13 protein-coding genes are annotated in these 13,528 nt (G+C 62.1%); 10 read left to right on the forward strand and 3 right to left on the reverse strand.

The features are described 5' to 3' along the window. Nucleotides 1-292: 292 nt before the first annotated feature. The 4 genes from QCD70_RS10975 to QCD70_RS10990 all read left to right on the forward strand — a co-directional run bounded on the left by QCD70_RS10975 (nt 293) and on the right by QCD70_RS10990 (nt 4,575). Nucleotides 293-1,240 (forward strand): GHKL domain-containing protein, encoded by a 948-nt coding sequence (locus tag QCD70_RS10975; protein ID WP_301216104.1) that lies wholly within the window; start codon nt 293-295, stop codon nt 1,238-1,240. Continuing rightward, the gene (locus tag QCD70_RS10980; RefSeq protein ID WP_301216106.1) at nt 1,237-2,220 is read left to right on the forward strand and encodes a response regulator; all 984 of its coding nucleotides are present in this window, start codon (nt 1,237-1,239) and stop codon (nt 2,218-2,220) included. Before QCD70_RS10975 ends, QCD70_RS10980 begins: the two co-directional genes overlap by 4 nt. 346 nt (nt 2,221-2,566) lie before the next feature. Then, complete coding sequence (locus QCD70_RS10985) at nt 2,567-3,682, forward strand: three-Cys-motif partner protein TcmP (RefSeq protein WP_301216108.1); 1,116 nt, start codon at nt 2,567-2,569, stop codon at nt 3,680-3,682. A 137-nt stretch (nt 3,683-3,819) separates the two neighbouring features. Next, nucleotides 3,820-4,575 (forward strand): DUF5131 family protein, encoded by a 756-nt coding sequence (locus tag QCD70_RS10990; RefSeq protein WP_301216109.1) that lies wholly within the window; start codon nt 3,820-3,822, stop codon nt 4,573-4,575. 82 nt (nt 4,576-4,657) lie between these two features. Here the strand turns inward: QCD70_RS10990 and QCD70_RS10995 are convergent, their stop codons facing one another. Continuing rightward, a complete protein-coding gene (locus tag QCD70_RS10995) occupies nt 4,658-5,317 on the reverse strand; it encodes a response regulator transcription factor (RefSeq protein WP_301216111.1) in 660 nt (219 codons plus the stop codon). Continuing rightward, nucleotides 5,314-6,498, reverse strand: coding sequence for a sensor histidine kinase (locus QCD70_RS11000; protein WP_301216113.1), 1,185 nt, complete (start codon nt 6,496-6,498; stop codon nt 5,314-5,316). Before QCD70_RS11000 ends, QCD70_RS10995 begins: the two co-directional genes overlap by 4 nt. Nucleotides 6,499-6,683: 185 nt before the next feature. On the opposite strand from QCD70_RS11000, the gene QCD70_RS11005 reads away from it, so the two are divergent. The 4 genes from QCD70_RS11005 to QCD70_RS11020 all read left to right on the forward strand — a co-directional run bounded on the left by QCD70_RS11005 (nt 6,684) and on the right by QCD70_RS11020 (nt 11,583). After that, nucleotides 6,684-7,259: a hypothetical protein gene (locus QCD70_RS11005; protein ID WP_301216115.1), complete on the forward strand. Its 576-nt coding sequence runs from the start codon at nt 6,684-6,686 to the stop codon at nt 7,257-7,259. Between the two features lie 2 nt (nt 7,260-7,261). After that, a complete protein-coding gene (locus tag QCD70_RS11010) occupies nt 7,262-8,704 on the forward strand; it encodes a dihydrolipoyl dehydrogenase family protein (RefSeq protein WP_301216117.1) in 1,443 nt (480 codons plus the stop codon). A 52-nt stretch (nt 8,705-8,756) separates the two neighbouring features. Further along, complete coding sequence (locus QCD70_RS11015; RefSeq protein ID WP_055933109.1) at nt 8,757-9,071, forward strand: EthD family reductase; 315 nt, start codon at nt 8,757-8,759, stop codon at nt 9,069-9,071. A 781-nt stretch (nt 9,072-9,852) separates the two neighbouring features. Continuing rightward, nucleotides 9,853-11,583: a hypothetical protein gene (locus QCD70_RS11020; protein ID WP_301216121.1), complete on the forward strand. Its 1,731-nt coding sequence runs from the start codon at nt 9,853-9,855 to the stop codon at nt 11,581-11,583. An 86-nt stretch (nt 11,584-11,669) separates the two neighbouring features. On the opposite strand, the gene QCD70_RS11025 is transcribed toward QCD70_RS11020, so the two are convergent. Beyond that, nucleotides 11,670-11,978, reverse strand: coding sequence for a hypothetical protein (locus tag QCD70_RS11025; RefSeq protein ID WP_301216123.1), 309 nt, complete (start codon nt 11,976-11,978; stop codon nt 11,670-11,672). 156 nt (nt 11,979-12,134) lie between these two features. On the opposite strand from QCD70_RS11025, the gene QCD70_RS11030 reads away from it, so the two are divergent. Further along, nucleotides 12,135-13,004 carry a helix-turn-helix domain-containing protein gene (locus tag QCD70_RS11030; protein WP_301216125.1) on the forward strand — a complete coding sequence of 290 codons (870 nt, stop codon included), beginning with the start codon at nt 12,135-12,137 and terminating at the stop codon, nt 13,002-13,004. A 64-nt stretch (nt 13,005-13,068) separates the two neighbouring features. Further along, nucleotides 13,069-13,515 carry a hypothetical protein gene (locus tag QCD70_RS11035; RefSeq protein ID WP_301216127.1) on the forward strand — a complete coding sequence of 149 codons (447 nt, stop codon included), beginning with the start codon at nt 13,069-13,071 and terminating at the stop codon, nt 13,513-13,515. The last annotated feature ends 13 nt before the right edge of the window (nt 13,516-13,528 follow it).

Genomic DNA, 13,528 nt, shown 5'->3' on the forward strand with positions numbered 1-13,528 from the left:
ATCGTAAACGTCACCGGCTGTGGCCAGTTCCTAGCTTCAACTTTCGTAATCGCCCACGTCAACTCCGAGCGCTACGCCCGTGTTCTAAGTCGACGGACTAATCGACCTGCTGCAAGTAATGCGCGGGCCTTGACGTAGTCGCACTCACGCTTCCCACAGGACGAAACCGTGGCAACGAGGCGGCCGGCCCTAACACCCGTAAACCAGATCCACTTCACCGCGACTTCCGACGACGTTAGATCTGTCCATCAGGGCGGTAGCGTTGGCCCGACGGCAGCAGTACGAACGGAGAATGATGACGGATATCTTGACCTGGTTCCTTCCCGCGGTAGCTGTACTAGCGGTCAGTACTCTATTGGTCTTCTCGCGCATCTACGAAGCTCGAGAGAACGTCCGGTCTAAGCGCATCGAGGCGGAATTAAGAAGTCGGGATGCAAAAGAGCGGGATCAGTTTCTGCAAGAAATTTTGTTGACGCAGCGAAATACAATTGAATCGCTCATAAGGGAAACGCGGCGCAGCACTCGGAGTGGAACGTCTCTGACCGACCAGAAAGAGGCTGGTCAATTGGACACAGATGCTTTGAATGAATCTGTGGCCCTCATTGTGCGCGAAATAAGCCACAGCCTAAATACACCTTTGTCACAAATAGAAGTCGCCCTCTCTTTGGTGGCGGGCAGCAAAGAACTAAGTTCTGACGATCGGAGCGCGCTTGCCCGGGCAGCCACAAGCGTTGCTATCTCTAAGTCGTTCATCCAGGCGTTCCGCATAGTTTCTGGCGGTGACATGGCCTCTGAAGTTGCGTCCAATGAAGGGCTCGCGGAGTTCGTGCTGAGAGCGGCGTCTGGACTAGGCGTCAGCAAAGACCATGTGATTCTGGATATTCCTACTCAACTTGATTATCGATCGTCGTTCATTCTGGCCCTCCTTGTGCCGTTGATCGAGAACGCCGTCGAAGCGTCACCGGCGATAGACGTTTTTGTCAAAGGCACCCAGTCTCGTAACGAAATTTCGTTATTGGTCGAAAACAAATTCTTGGACGAAGACAATGCGCAGAAATCCTTAGATCCAGAGATACTTACGCGAGGTTTCTCTACTAAGCCGGATCATGAAGGGCTCGGATTAGCCGTGGTGCAACGGCTTGTCCGATCAGTTCCGGGGGCAGTATTCACCCAAGAGGTCAAGGACGGACGAGCCATGTTCGCTGTATCCCTTCCCCTGAACCCTCGGGGGCTAGCATGAGTGCGGTAGTCGTCGTCGATGATGATCGCGACGCTGCTGAGGACTACGCGCGTCTCGTCACCCAAGCGACGGGACTTTCGGCCGTCGCATACGACGATCCGGGGGAGGCTGAAGAAGCCGTTAGATCCGGGGGTGTCGCGATTGTCGTCCTGGACCAGCAGATGCCTCAGATTCTTGGGATTGATCTATTCATTCGACTTCGTGAGATTGATCCGCGAGTCCGTGGCGTTTTGTTGACAGGCGAGGCAAGTAGTAGCGATGTGGGCGAAGCCTTGAATCGCGGATTTTCTCGCTACATTGCTAAGCCGCAAGCGCTTACACAGTTACCCGGTGTGATTCGGGGCGAGTACATCCAGTACCAGAATCATGCGCTAATTGGCGTTTCGGCGGAGCAGCCGGTGATTGCACGCAGACGGAAGTGGTGGCCAATTGGGTCGCTCACAACTATCCGTCTAATCGCGCTCGAAATTGTCAATGAATCCCTCGTACGGGATGAAGACTGGCGAGAGGTCTTGACGTTACAAGCCGGGCAGAAACGACGAGCGACCTTATCCCGTACTGCCGCTTGGACGCTTCAGTTGGAGGATGAGGTGTCGACAAAAATTGGGGCTGAATTTTCGCTCGGCGTTGGCAAGGTTTCGAAACTCTCTGCCAAGCTCCAGAACGAGGTCTCAGTTCAGTTGCGAGAGAGCATGACGTCGTCCGTGACCGAGGTTACCGAGTCTGAGGAATCGTTCGAACTGCCCCCAGAACCTCAGGATGTGAACACGGTTCACGTGAGAGCTCGTCGGGTTCAACAAGCCCCTGTTCTGATCAGCGCCCGCTTGGTGTTGTCGGAGGATTGCAATTGCTGCAGTCGCCCCCATGTATTGACGGTTCAGGTGCTCGTGGACACTGGGACACTCGCGCTGAGGCACGTTGACCTCTTAAGCAACGGCGAAGATCGTACGATCCCGTTGGGTCGCAGCGGGGCGGCGTGATCACCTCGCGGTGATCTACTTTCCCTGAACCCCGGCAGCCACGTCTCTGAAGCTCGCAGGCCACGAACGGTATGTACGCGTCAGTTTGAGCACCTCGAGTGACCAAGAGGAATCCCTATTTCCTAATCTCACAAATGCATAACCGGCCCCGTAGTGGACGCGAGGATGCTTCGGGCCCCCCGTTGGGCGGCACAAGAGCTCAAATCTGACTATTGATCAAGTGTGCTTCAGGAGAAGGGCATGTTGCGAGTCAGCCGGCAGGATACGACACGCCCGAAGACTGGAGTCCGAGCGTTTACAATCCCTTATGCAAACATGAGTTTTCGTAGCGAACGAGGGGGCGTCGATGAGGGATTCAGATCCGTCGAAGTGGGAGCTCGACCCTCATACCCGAGCCAAACACCAGCTGCTAGAACGTTATCTTGGTGCATGGTTTCCCAAAATGGCTAGCTGGAACAGGCGAGTAGTCTTCTTGGACGGTTTCGCGGGTCGCGGCGTCTACGAAGACGGGACGCACGGCTCCCCCGTGATTGCGTTGCGTCGGTTAGTCGATCATCGACATGCGCCAAAGATGTCGAGTTGTAATTTCCAGTTCTACTTCATAGAGAAGAACAAAGAGAACGCCGAGTCGCTAGCGGACACGATCGACAGATTCCGAAAAAATGAGGCCAGCCTCGTCACAGAAAATGTGAAAACGGTCGTCATCAACGACACGTTTGAAAATGTAGCCCGCGAAATCACAGATGACCTCACATCGCGAGGAAAGCGGCTGGCCCCCACCTTCGCATTCATAGATCCTTTCGGGTACACGGGTTTGTCCATGGCGACGATCGCCGACCTCCTGCGAGACTCTAAATCGGAGGTGCTTATCAACTTCATGGTTGGACATGTCCAACGATTTGTTGAGCGTCCAGGTCAAGAGAATGCAATTCAATCCCTATTCGGCCTTCCGCCAGACGAAGTGATGGCGGATTATGACGGAACGCCCGGCGCAGCTCGAATCGCGCACCTACGAGATGTCTACGCGAAGCAACTGAAGAACGTGGCCAAGTTCACGTTTGTAAGTAGTTTTGAGATGCGCAATTCGTCGGGCAACGTGTCCTATTACCTGATCCACGGGACCAGGCACTACGAGGGCGTGAAAACGATAAAGGAAGCAATGTGGAAACTCGACCCGGGCTCCGGGCGGGTCTTCGCAGATCGGCTCGCCGGACAATCGATTTTGTTTACCCCAGACCCGGACATCGAGCCATTGAAAGACGCTTTGTCGACGAGGTTTCGAGATATGGGACCAATCTTCGCCGAGATAATCGAGGAGTTTGTGATTCTTGAGACTCCCTTTCGAGAAACGCACATGACCAGTGCACTGCGCGAGCTAGAGAGAGCTCACAAAATCACCGTCATCCGCAAGGCGAAATCGGGATATAAACGCGATGGACAAACGACGATCAATTTTCTCTAGGAATTTGGTCCCTCGTGGCAGAGACTTCGAACGCGGGCTTCAATCGGGGGACGACATGCGCGGTGTCCGTAAGGTGGTGATCGACAACACGCTGACGAGACAGGTTGATGCGTTTTGGATAGTGAGGTCAGACGAGCATGGCAAGAACTGCAATTGAGTGGACTGAGGTCACCTGGAACCCGGTGACCGGCTGCGATCAGGTGTCGACGGGATGCGACAACTGCTACGCCCTGACTCTCTCAAAGCGACTGAAAGCGATGGGAGCGGCCAAGTACCAAAACGATGGAGATCCTGTCACGTCCGGTCCTGGATTCGGGGTCACCATGCACGAGGGTTCGCTGGGGCAGCCACTGACCTGGTCCAAGCCATCGATAGTGTTTGTGAATTCAATGAGTGATTTATTCCACGCGAAAGTATCGCTGGATTTCATTCAAAGGGTCTTCGAGGTAATGGAAAAGACACCTCAACACACGTATCAAATTCTGACAAAGCGGGCGCGCCGCTTGCGACGCCTAGCCCCACATCTACGGTGGCCCAGCAACGTCTGGATTGGAGTGTCGGTGGAAGATCCGACCGCGTTTGATCGAATTCATGAGCTGTCTCGGGTCCCAGCCGCAGTTCGATTTCTGTCCTGTGAACCACTCCTTGCCGCATTACCTGAGATACCGCTGGCCGGAATTGATTGGGTGATCGCTGGCGGTGAGTCAGGTCCGAGACACCGGCAGATGGAGGTCGGGTGGGTGGAAGAAATTCGAGATCAATGCGTAACCGCTGACGTTCCTTTCTTTTTCAAGCAATGGGGCGGAAGGACACCCAAAATCAATGGGCGCGAGCTGGACGGGCGAACTTGGAGCGAAATGCCGCGGGCTGCTGAAGACAGAATTACCGCATAACTATTCTGATCAGGGCCATTAACTACGGCTACGTCTCGACCGGGCGAAGGACTCGACCACAGCGGTATGACCGTCTGCCCAATCACGGGTACAGCCCCGCCCGGAACGTGAACGTCACCAGCTGCGCCCGGTCCCTGGCTCCGACCTTCGTCATCGCGCGCACCGCGTGGGTCTTCACCGTGAACGGCGACACCGACATCTGCGCCGCGATCTCGTGGTTGTCGAGTCCGCTCGCGACAGCCACGACCACGTCGCGCTCCCGTGGGGTCAGCGCCTCGAACCGCTGCAGCAGCTCCTTGTCGATCGCAGGCGGTGGGCTGTCTGTCATGTGCCCGATCAGCGCCGCCGTCGCCGCAGCCGACAGCGCTCCCCCACCGGCAACCACCTCGGCGATTCCGGCCACGAGCTCGGCGGGGCTGACCGTCTTACTCAAAAATCCGTTCGCCCCCGCACGCAGCGCCGCGAGCACGATCTCGTCCTGGTCGAACGTCGTCAGCACGATCACCCGCAGCCGAGAAGCCGGATACTCTGCCCGGATCCGCCGAGTGGCCTCAACACCGTCGATCCCGGGCATCCGAATGTCCATCAGCACCAGATCCACAGCGTTGTCCCGTAGAAATGCGGGCACCTGCAGTCCATCAGACAGGTCCCCCACAACGACGAACGTGGGGTCGAGCAGCAGCATCGACCGAATGCCCGCCCGCATGTCGTCCTGGTCGTCGACGATCAGAATGTTCGTCATGCGAGCTGCGCTCCCACCGGGTCGAGCACGGCGCTCACGCGAAAAATATCGTCAGCAGACGACAACAGAAGCGTCCCGCCGCACGACTCCACGCGCTCCCGCATGCCCACCAGCCCGAGGCCACTGCCGGCGACCGAACCGCGCAGCGTGTGACTGATCCGGTTCTCCACACTCACGTGAATCCTGCCCCCGTCCGAGCGAACATCAACGACCGCCGCTCCCTCACCGTGCCGGTACGCGTTCGTCAGCGCCTCCTGCACGACGCGATAGACCGTCACTCCCACGACCGGGCCGGCCACGGCATCCGGAACCGAGATCGACGCCGTCACCTCGAGACCGATGCTCTCGAACGACTCGACCAGACCCTCGAGGGCGCCGAACGACGGGGTCGGCCGCAGGGCGTCGTCGTCGGCCGCGGCGTCTCCCCGACGAAGCAGGTTCAGGATGCGTTGGGTTTCGCTCACGACGTTGCGCGCGTTCGAGCGGGCCGAGTCCAGGGCCTGCCGCGACGACACCGCCTCGCCAGGCAGGCCGATCTCGGCGACTCCGAGGTTGACGCTGAGCATCGCCACCTGGTGTCCGACCACGTCGTGCAGGTCGCGGGCGATGCGCAGGCGCTCCTCGGTGACGCGGCGCTCGGCCTCGATCTCGCGGGTCGCGGATGCCTGGCGGGCCCGCTCCTCCACTGCCAACCAGTGCTCTCGCGCAAGACGGAGGGCAGCGCCCGTCGCGCCGCCGCCGATGGCAGAGAAGAGAGCCGCGGTCGCAACGACCGCACCGCCGCGCATGTCTCCGACGGTGAACAGCGCGGCCAAGAACACGAGGGCGACGATGACTGTTCCGACCACGGGGCGCTTGCCGCGCAGGGTGAACGAGAACAGCACGAGCACGGCCATCATCCAGACCGAGATGCGGTTCTCGCCGACGGCCGCGACCGCGAACGACGCGGCGCTCGTCACGATGAGGCCGACCCACGGCATCCGCCACGAGATCGCGACCCCGGCGCCCGCGACCAGCACGCCCGCGAGCGTCACGGCATCCGCGCCCTGAACGGCCATCACGATGAGCTGGCCCACGAAGACGAGCCCGGCCACGACGTACGCGACGAGGTGCAGCGTGCCGGGGCGGCGAATCCAGAGGGGCGCCCGGGCGGCGTCGACGACGTTCTCTGCTGTGCTCATGAGTCGAGTCTGGCCCTCTGACGACCTGCCGTGTACTTCGTTCGAAGTAGACGGCGCTCGATCGAGCCGACCCGGCCGAGATTGCCCGCCGAAGTAGTTCAAACGAAGTACATGACCCCTGTCGGCGAAGCGAAGACTGCTCAGCGAGGCAGCCGCCCCACCCTTCACCGCTTGAGAACAGGATCATGATGACAACCACCACGCCCACCACCGAGACCGCCACCGTGGCGTCGTCGCTGCGAAAGCTGTACTTCGTTCGCTTCGCCTTCGCCGTCGTGTGGGCGGTGCTCGTGTTCGTCACGGCGCCGAGCGCGGGAGCTGCCCTCGGCATCGCGACCGTCGCGCTGCTCGTGCTGTACCCCCTCTTCGATGTCGCGGCGGCCGTCGTCGACTCCCGCACGAACCGCGGCACCGGCGCCACCCCGCTGCTCTACATCAACATGGCGCTCAGCCTGCTGGCGGCCATCGGCCTGGCGATCGCATCGGCATCCGGAACGCCCGCCGTACTCGTCGTCTGGGGAGTCTGGGCCATCACCGCCGGAGCCGTTCAGCTGATCGTCGCCCTGCGCCGCCGCGCGCTCGGCGGCCAGTGGGCCCTGATCCTCTCGGGCGGCCTTTCGGTGCTCGCCGGAACCGCGATCGCCTCGATGGCCGGCGGCGCATCTGCCTCTGTCGGCACCGTCGGCGGCTACGCCACCCTCGGCGGAATCTTCTTCCTCGTCTCGGCCCTGCGCCTGGGCCGCGCCGCGAAGGGCCTGTAGTCATGACGAACCCCACCTTCGACGTCATCATCATCGGCGCCGGCCCCGTCGGCGAGAACGTGGCCGACCGCGTCGTGCAGGGCGGGCTCACCGTCGCCATCGTCGAACGCGAACTCATCGGCGGCGAATGCTCGTACTGGGCCTGCATGCCCACCAAGGCTCTGCTTCGGGATGCCGCTGCCCTCCGCGCCGTCTCGCACCTGCCCGGCGCCCGGGCCGCGGTCACCGGCGAACTCGACGTGTCGGCCGTGCTGCGTCGCCGCGACTCGTTCGCCTCGCGCTGGAAGGACGACGGCCAGGCCGCCTGGCTCGAGAGCGCGGGCGTCACGCTGTTCCGCGGCGAGGGCCGCATCAGCGGCACCCGGCAGGTGTCGGTCATCGACGGTTTTGGTGCTTCTCAGACACTGGATGCGCGCCACGCGGTCGTCATCGCGACCGGGTCGAGCGCCCGCGTTCCCGAGGTGCCCGGCCTGGCGGCCGCACGTCCGTGGACGAGCCGGGAAGCGGCATCCACCCCGACCGTGCCCGAGCGACTGGCGATCATCGGCGGAGGAGTCGTGGGCGTCGAGATGGCGACGGCGTTCTCGGCGTTCGGAACGGCCGTGACGATCGTCGCTCGCGACGGGCTGCTGCCCGCCGTGGAGCCGTTCGCCCGCGAGCTGCTCACCGAGTCGCTGCGCGCGAAGGGGGTGTCGCTGCATCTGTCGACGGAGCCGACATCCGTCAGTCGCGATGACAGCGGGCTCGTGCACATCGAGCTCGCCGATGGATCGGCTGTGCTCGCCGATGAAGTGCTCGTGGCCACGGGTCGGATGCCGAACACGTCTCGTCTGGGTGTGGAGAGCGTCGGGCTGGAGCCGGGCGACTGGCTGACCGTCGACGACGCGCTTCTCGTGCTGCGCGACGGCGCGCCCGTGGAGGGCGAGTGGCTGTATGCGGCCGGAGACGTGAACCGGCGCGTGCTGCTGACGCATCAGGGCAAGTACCAGGCCCGGATCCTCGGCGACAGCATCGTGGCCCGCGCCCAGGGCACGGCACCGGATGCCACGGCGTGGGGGCGTCACGCCTTCACGGCCGACGATCTCGCGGTGCCGCAGGTGATCTTCGGTGACCCGGAAGTCGCATCCGTCGGATTCACCGTCGCCGAGGCCACGCGGCGCGGACTGCGCATTCGCGCCGTCGAGTACGACCTGGGCGCGGTAGCCGGCGCATCCCTGCACGCCGACGGCTACACCGGCCGGGCCGGAATGGTCGTCGACGAGGATCTCGGCGTGATCGTGGGCTTCACCGTGGTCGGGCCGGATGTGGCCGAGCTGCTGCACGCGGCGACGATTGCGATCGCCGGCGAGGTGCCGATCGACCGGCTGTGGCACGCCGTGCCCGCCTACCCCACGGTCAGCGAGGTCTGGCTGCGACTGCTCGAGACCTACGGCCGGGATTCCTGACCGTCCGCTCCGTTCCCTTCCCTCTCACCCACAAAAGAAAGCAGACTGAATCATGACTACCAAAATCACCGTCATCTACGACAACCCCACCGACGCCGACGCGTTCGAGGCAGGCTTCGCCGAGTCGAAGCAGCTCGAGCTGGCCAAGGCACTCCCCGGCCTGCAGCGCCTCGAATCGTCGAAGGTCTGGCCCAAGGAGGACGGCAGCCCGACGCCGGCCTACCGCCTCGTCGACCTGTACTTCGCCGACTACGACACCGCGTCGGCGGCGGTCGCGACTCCTGAGGCGGCGGCGCTGTTCCCGACGATCTTCGGACTCGCGACCGGAGGTGTGCGGATCACGTTCGCCGACGTCGAAGAGGGCTGAGCTCCGGGCGAGCGCCGGCAGTGATGACGAGTTCGTCGTGGCCCCCAGCCCTGGAGCGTCGGTCGTACAACGCTCTCGTTCACTTCGACAGCCGCGGGCTGACCGCTCGCTGGGAACGACGTCGGCCGCCACGTTCGGAACTCCGCAGGCTCGGAGGCGCAACTACCGGTGCTGGGGCTTTAGCTTCGTCATGAGCACAGGGATGAGGGGTCCGAGCCTGCGTGCCGTCGCGGTCGACGTTGTGGGGCCGCTATTGTTTCGATTGCAGCTCGTTGCTTGACTCGGCAGTAGATATGATCTCTACTCATCACTCACTTATCATGAGAGTGCTAATGAATTTCGATTCGTTGACCGATGGTTTTCGTCTCGAGCTCCACGAAGTGGATATTCCTCCGCGTCGTAGGAAATCGAAGGAGTGAATGTTGGGTGACATAGCTGTCAGCGCAAGTGAGCCCACTAGGCCAGAAGCGTTTGGCGGGTTCTGGCGTGAAGTCGCAAAAGCCTGGAAAAACACCCGGTTCAATTCGCGGCGAGATGTCCGAGGTCTTCCGTTCGGCTCGGAGCAGCTAATCCGCAACGTCCAGGTGACGATGGGTATGCAGATGAAGGTCGACCGTGGCGATGAGGACAACTAGCTAATTGCTCTTTCCACAGCCGGAGGGGCGTCGTGGTAGCAACAAAAGAAGGTGTCTTAGGGGGCGTTCGTGTCAGTCGCGCACGGGCTGCATACGCTCGGTTGTACGTTGATCTGTTGACCGATTGGTCCTGGATTTCCAGGCGAGTGGAGACCATCGCTGTGCTGACAGACGGTCTCCGAGAACGGACCGTCAGTTTTGACATTGACGTAAACGCCCTGCGTACCCGAGCAAAGAAGTACGGACTCGCGCGGGCGGACCACATCCCCGTGCCGCTGGGCATCCTCAACAAGGGCTTGATTCTTGATTTCGATCTTCGGAACAGCCGTGGCGAGGCGGTGTCGCTTTTCAACAGCGCAGAGGATTCTGCGATGGTTGGCCTTGTTGGCTACGTGGCCGCCGGTGGCTTGCCGTCGCACTGTCGAGAGAGGGCGTTCGAGATCATGCGCGACGTCGCGCTTGATTTCCCCACCGCGGATGCGGTGATGCAGTGGTACGTCCACGACGACGCGAAGACCCCGATCGTCCCGGATGTGGTTTCACAGATGTCGCCATCGGACCGAAAGGTGTGGCAATATCTCGTCGCCTCTGAACACGGATCCCTTATCGAACGCATGGCCGTGGCTTTCGTTCCCACTACGTGGTACGACCTCGGGAAGGGCGAGGAACTCTTCAAGCTCCGGCGAGTTGAAGACGAACGCGACCCCCTTATCGAACTCTTGAAGCGGACACACGCAAGAAACGCTCGCGCGTCTGCCATCCCGGGTGCAGGTCTAGTCGCCGTTCGAGTCTCCGAGACTTCCGGCCCAGTACGAGAGCACATTCGCCTAGTTGCCCCACCCGGAACCTTTTTCGCGGTGGGTGTCTTTCTCTTATGGAACGCGACATCACCGATCCAGTACGAGTATCGCGATCGCCAGACGCATACGAGGCAGATCTTCTACCCGGGTAAGGTCAGCGAGTGGACACGGGTTCGGTCACGGTACGTCTTCTCGCTAATGCTCCCAAACCCGCAAGGTGTCATGAGGCCGGTGCTTCTGTGGACATGGACGATCTTCATTTTGTTGTTAGCAGGAGCGATCGCCCAGCTCAGTCCGTTCGAGGTGCTGAGCTATATCCACGGATCCCCGTCCTCGCCAGGGGCCATGGTCGACGCAGCGGTGACTGTGCTACTGATTATCCCGAGCATCGGACTTGCCTACGTCGTGAGGAGCGATGAAAATGACGTTCGACATACCCTGCTCCGCTACGTGCGGGGATGGGCCCTCTTCTGTCTTATCCCGGTGCTGCTCGCATCCCTTGCTCTGTTTGTCGACCTGAGCAACGACAAGCCTTTGCTTGGTCTGATCTGGCTTGCTTGCGCGGGAGTGGTGGGATTGTCTCTCAGGATCAATCTGCTCACGAGCATTCGTCTCAGGCGGTTTCTGCGAGAAGTCGAGCGAGCCGCGGCGAATACAAGCCTTCGGCAGATCGTTTCCGAACCCAAGCTCAACCCATTCAGGAAGCTTCCTCTCAGCGTGCGGACGGCTCGCGCTTTCATTCTTGGAGTCAACTTTGTTGCGACGTTAGTGCCAGCGATCATCAGGTGGATCGGATGGACGGCAGTATGCCTCCTCGGATTCGGGCTCATTCTCTCAATACTCGGCTGGTTCTTTACGGCCACGCGCCACGAGGACTTTTCGTTCTACGGGGTCGTCATTTTCCAAGCAGATGCATCGCTCCTCGACTTCTTTGATGTGATCGCAGGAAGGATCCGAGAGCTTCCGGCGACGTTCTCTCGCGCGATGCAGAATTCTGAGCGAGGCTTGGTCTTTGCGACGGTCGCTGCCGCCGTGGCGATGGTTCCCGTGAGCTGGGGAAAGTTGAGCACTCGTTAGTCGGACCCTCGTAGAGACCTCTACTGCGGCGAACTAACACGCGGACAAGAGAACGACGACGCGCGGCAGCCGCATCGACCGCCGTGTCAGTTGCCGTCGACACGGTGCAGCACGGTGGTCAGGTTCCAGTCGACGCTGGAGTGGTCGATCGTCGCGTGCACGGGCGAACCCGCCATCTCGCCGCCGATGCCGTCGGCTCCAGCGCGAGCGTGCTCCATGCTGTCGTAGGCGACGATGTCGATGATGGTGCCGTCGCTCTTCTCGAGGATGCGGCGCCACTCGAAGCCGGGCTGGCGCGCCAGGTAGGCGTCGATGTCGGCATTGGCCGTGATGAAATCGGCGGCGGTGAGGCCGGCGGCGGGGCGAAGGGTGGTCACTTCGAGGATCTCGGTCATGAGGGGCGGCTCTCTGTCGATACGGCGGATGTGTTCGTGCTTCGAGTCTCGGCGCATCGCTCGCGGCGAAGAAGGGCGAGCGAACCTAGGTGTGCCGCACCCTGGCTGCGGCCGCACCACCCCCACCGGCCCGAGGCCGCGACTACGTTGGGGAGTATGCAGACACTCTCCGGAAATGCCTTGGGCGACTTCCTTCGAGCGAGCCGCGCCAACGTCGACCCGCACCAGGCCGGTCTCGCGGGCGGCCACGGCACGCGCCGGGTCGCGGGTCTGCGCCGCGAAGAGGTCGCCGTGCTCGCCGGCGTGAGCGCCGACTACTACGCGCGGCTCGAGCAGGGCCGCGAGCGCAGCCCCTCGTCACAGGTTCTGGATGCGATCGGCCGGGCCCTCAGGCTCGACACCGATTCCCGTGGGCACCTCTACCGGCTGGCCGGAATGGACCCGAGCCTGCGGGCCGGCAGCCCTCGCGACCTCGTCGATCCGGCGCTTCTGACCCTGCTCGAGTCGTTCCCGGCGGCCGCCGCCTACGTGCTGGGCCCGTCGTTCGACGTTCTCGCGACCAACGCCGCGGCATCCGCTCTTCTGTCGCCCTTCGACGACACCGACGCCGACGGCCCGATCAACATGGTGCGCGTTCTGTTCGCGCACCCCGAGGCCAGGAACGTGTTCACCGAGTGGAACACCGTGACCCGCGCGACCGTGCACGCCCTGCGCTTGAACGCCGGCTACGACCCGGACAACCCGGCGATCCGCGCGCTGCTCGACGAGATGCTGCCGGTGCCCGCGTTCCGCGAGCTCTGGGACGACCAGACCGTCGCCGGCCTGGCGCGCGCCTACAAGGTGTTCGTCCACCCCACGGTCGGGCGCATCGAGCTCACGTACCAGACGTTCGAAGTTCGGGATGCGCCGGGCCAGCAGCTGCTCGTCGGCACGCCCGCGATAGGCAGCTCGAGCGCCGAGGCCCTCGCGCTGCTCGGCTCGCTGCAGGAGAACGAGGCCCAGTTCGACGTGTATGAGAAGGAGTAGGGGCCGAACGGCCCTGACGGACGCCGAACTCGACCGCCGTGTCGCTCGTGGCAAGCGCGTCTTTATGTACGCCGCCTTCGCCATGTTCCTGTTCTTCCTCCTCAGCCTGCTGAACTTCGTTCTCGCCGGCGGCCGGATGGGACTTCGCGACACGGCCCGCTGGGACGAGACGGCCGCGTGGCCGTTCATTCCGTTGCCTGCATTTCTCGTGATCGCGGCCGGGCTCGCGGCCGTGACCGGCGTGTTCATGGCGGTGCCCTCTTTCCGTCACGACACAGCAGACGACCTGGCGCTCATGGGGGCGGTCTCGATCATCCTGTTCGGATTCATGTCGCTGTTCTTCGCCGGCGTCTACACATCGACGAGCGGCATCCCCACCGATTTCGACAGTTACCCTGAAGAAGGAGTGGGCTGGCACTGGATCTCCGCGGCGATCCAGATCCCTGCCGTCATCGTGCTCGCCGTCCGCGGAATCTCCCTGTACCGCGCCTACAAACGCAGCAAGGGCTGACCGACCGGATGCC

Origin of the sequence: Agreia sp. PsM10 (assembly GCF_030433855.1) — a bacterium.
Classification (GTDB): domain Bacteria; phylum Actinomycetota; class Actinomycetes; order Actinomycetales; family Microbacteriaceae; genus Agreia.

Coding starts and splice junctions, on each gene's coding strand:
- QCD70_RS10975 (WP_301216104.1), top strand. CDS start 293: ATGATGACGGATATCTTGACCTGGTTCCTTCCCGCGGTAGCTGTACTA.
- QCD70_RS10980 (WP_301216106.1), top strand. CDS start 1,237: ATGAGTGCGGTAGTCGTCGTCGATGATGATCGCGACGCTGCTGAGGAC.
- QCD70_RS10985 (WP_301216108.1), top strand. CDS start 2,567: ATGAGGGATTCAGATCCGTCGAAGTGGGAGCTCGACCCTCATACCCGA.
- QCD70_RS10990 (WP_301216109.1), top strand. CDS start 3,820: ATGGCAAGAACTGCAATTGAGTGGACTGAGGTCACCTGGAACCCGGTG.
- QCD70_RS10995 (WP_301216111.1), bottom strand. CDS start 5,317: ATGACGAACATTCTGATCGTCGACGACCAGGACGACATGCGGGCGGGC.
- QCD70_RS11000 (WP_301216113.1), bottom strand. CDS start 6,498: ATGAGCACAGCAGAGAACGTCGTCGACGCCGCCCGGGCGCCCCTCTGG.
- QCD70_RS11005 (WP_301216115.1), top strand. CDS start 6,684: ATGATGACAACCACCACGCCCACCACCGAGACCGCCACCGTGGCGTCG.
- QCD70_RS11010 (WP_301216117.1), top strand. CDS start 7,262: ATGACGAACCCCACCTTCGACGTCATCATCATCGGCGCCGGCCCCGTC.
- QCD70_RS11015 (WP_055933109.1), top strand. CDS start 8,757: ATGACTACCAAAATCACCGTCATCTACGACAACCCCACCGACGCCGAC.
- QCD70_RS11025 (WP_301216123.1), bottom strand. CDS start 11,978: ATGACCGAGATCCTCGAAGTGACCACCCTTCGCCCCGCCGCCGGCCTC.
- QCD70_RS11030 (WP_301216125.1), top strand. CDS start 12,135: ATGCAGACACTCTCCGGAAATGCCTTGGGCGACTTCCTTCGAGCGAGC.
- QCD70_RS11035 (WP_301216127.1), top strand. CDS start 13,069: ATGTACGCCGCCTTCGCCATGTTCCTGTTCTTCCTCCTCAGCCTGCTG.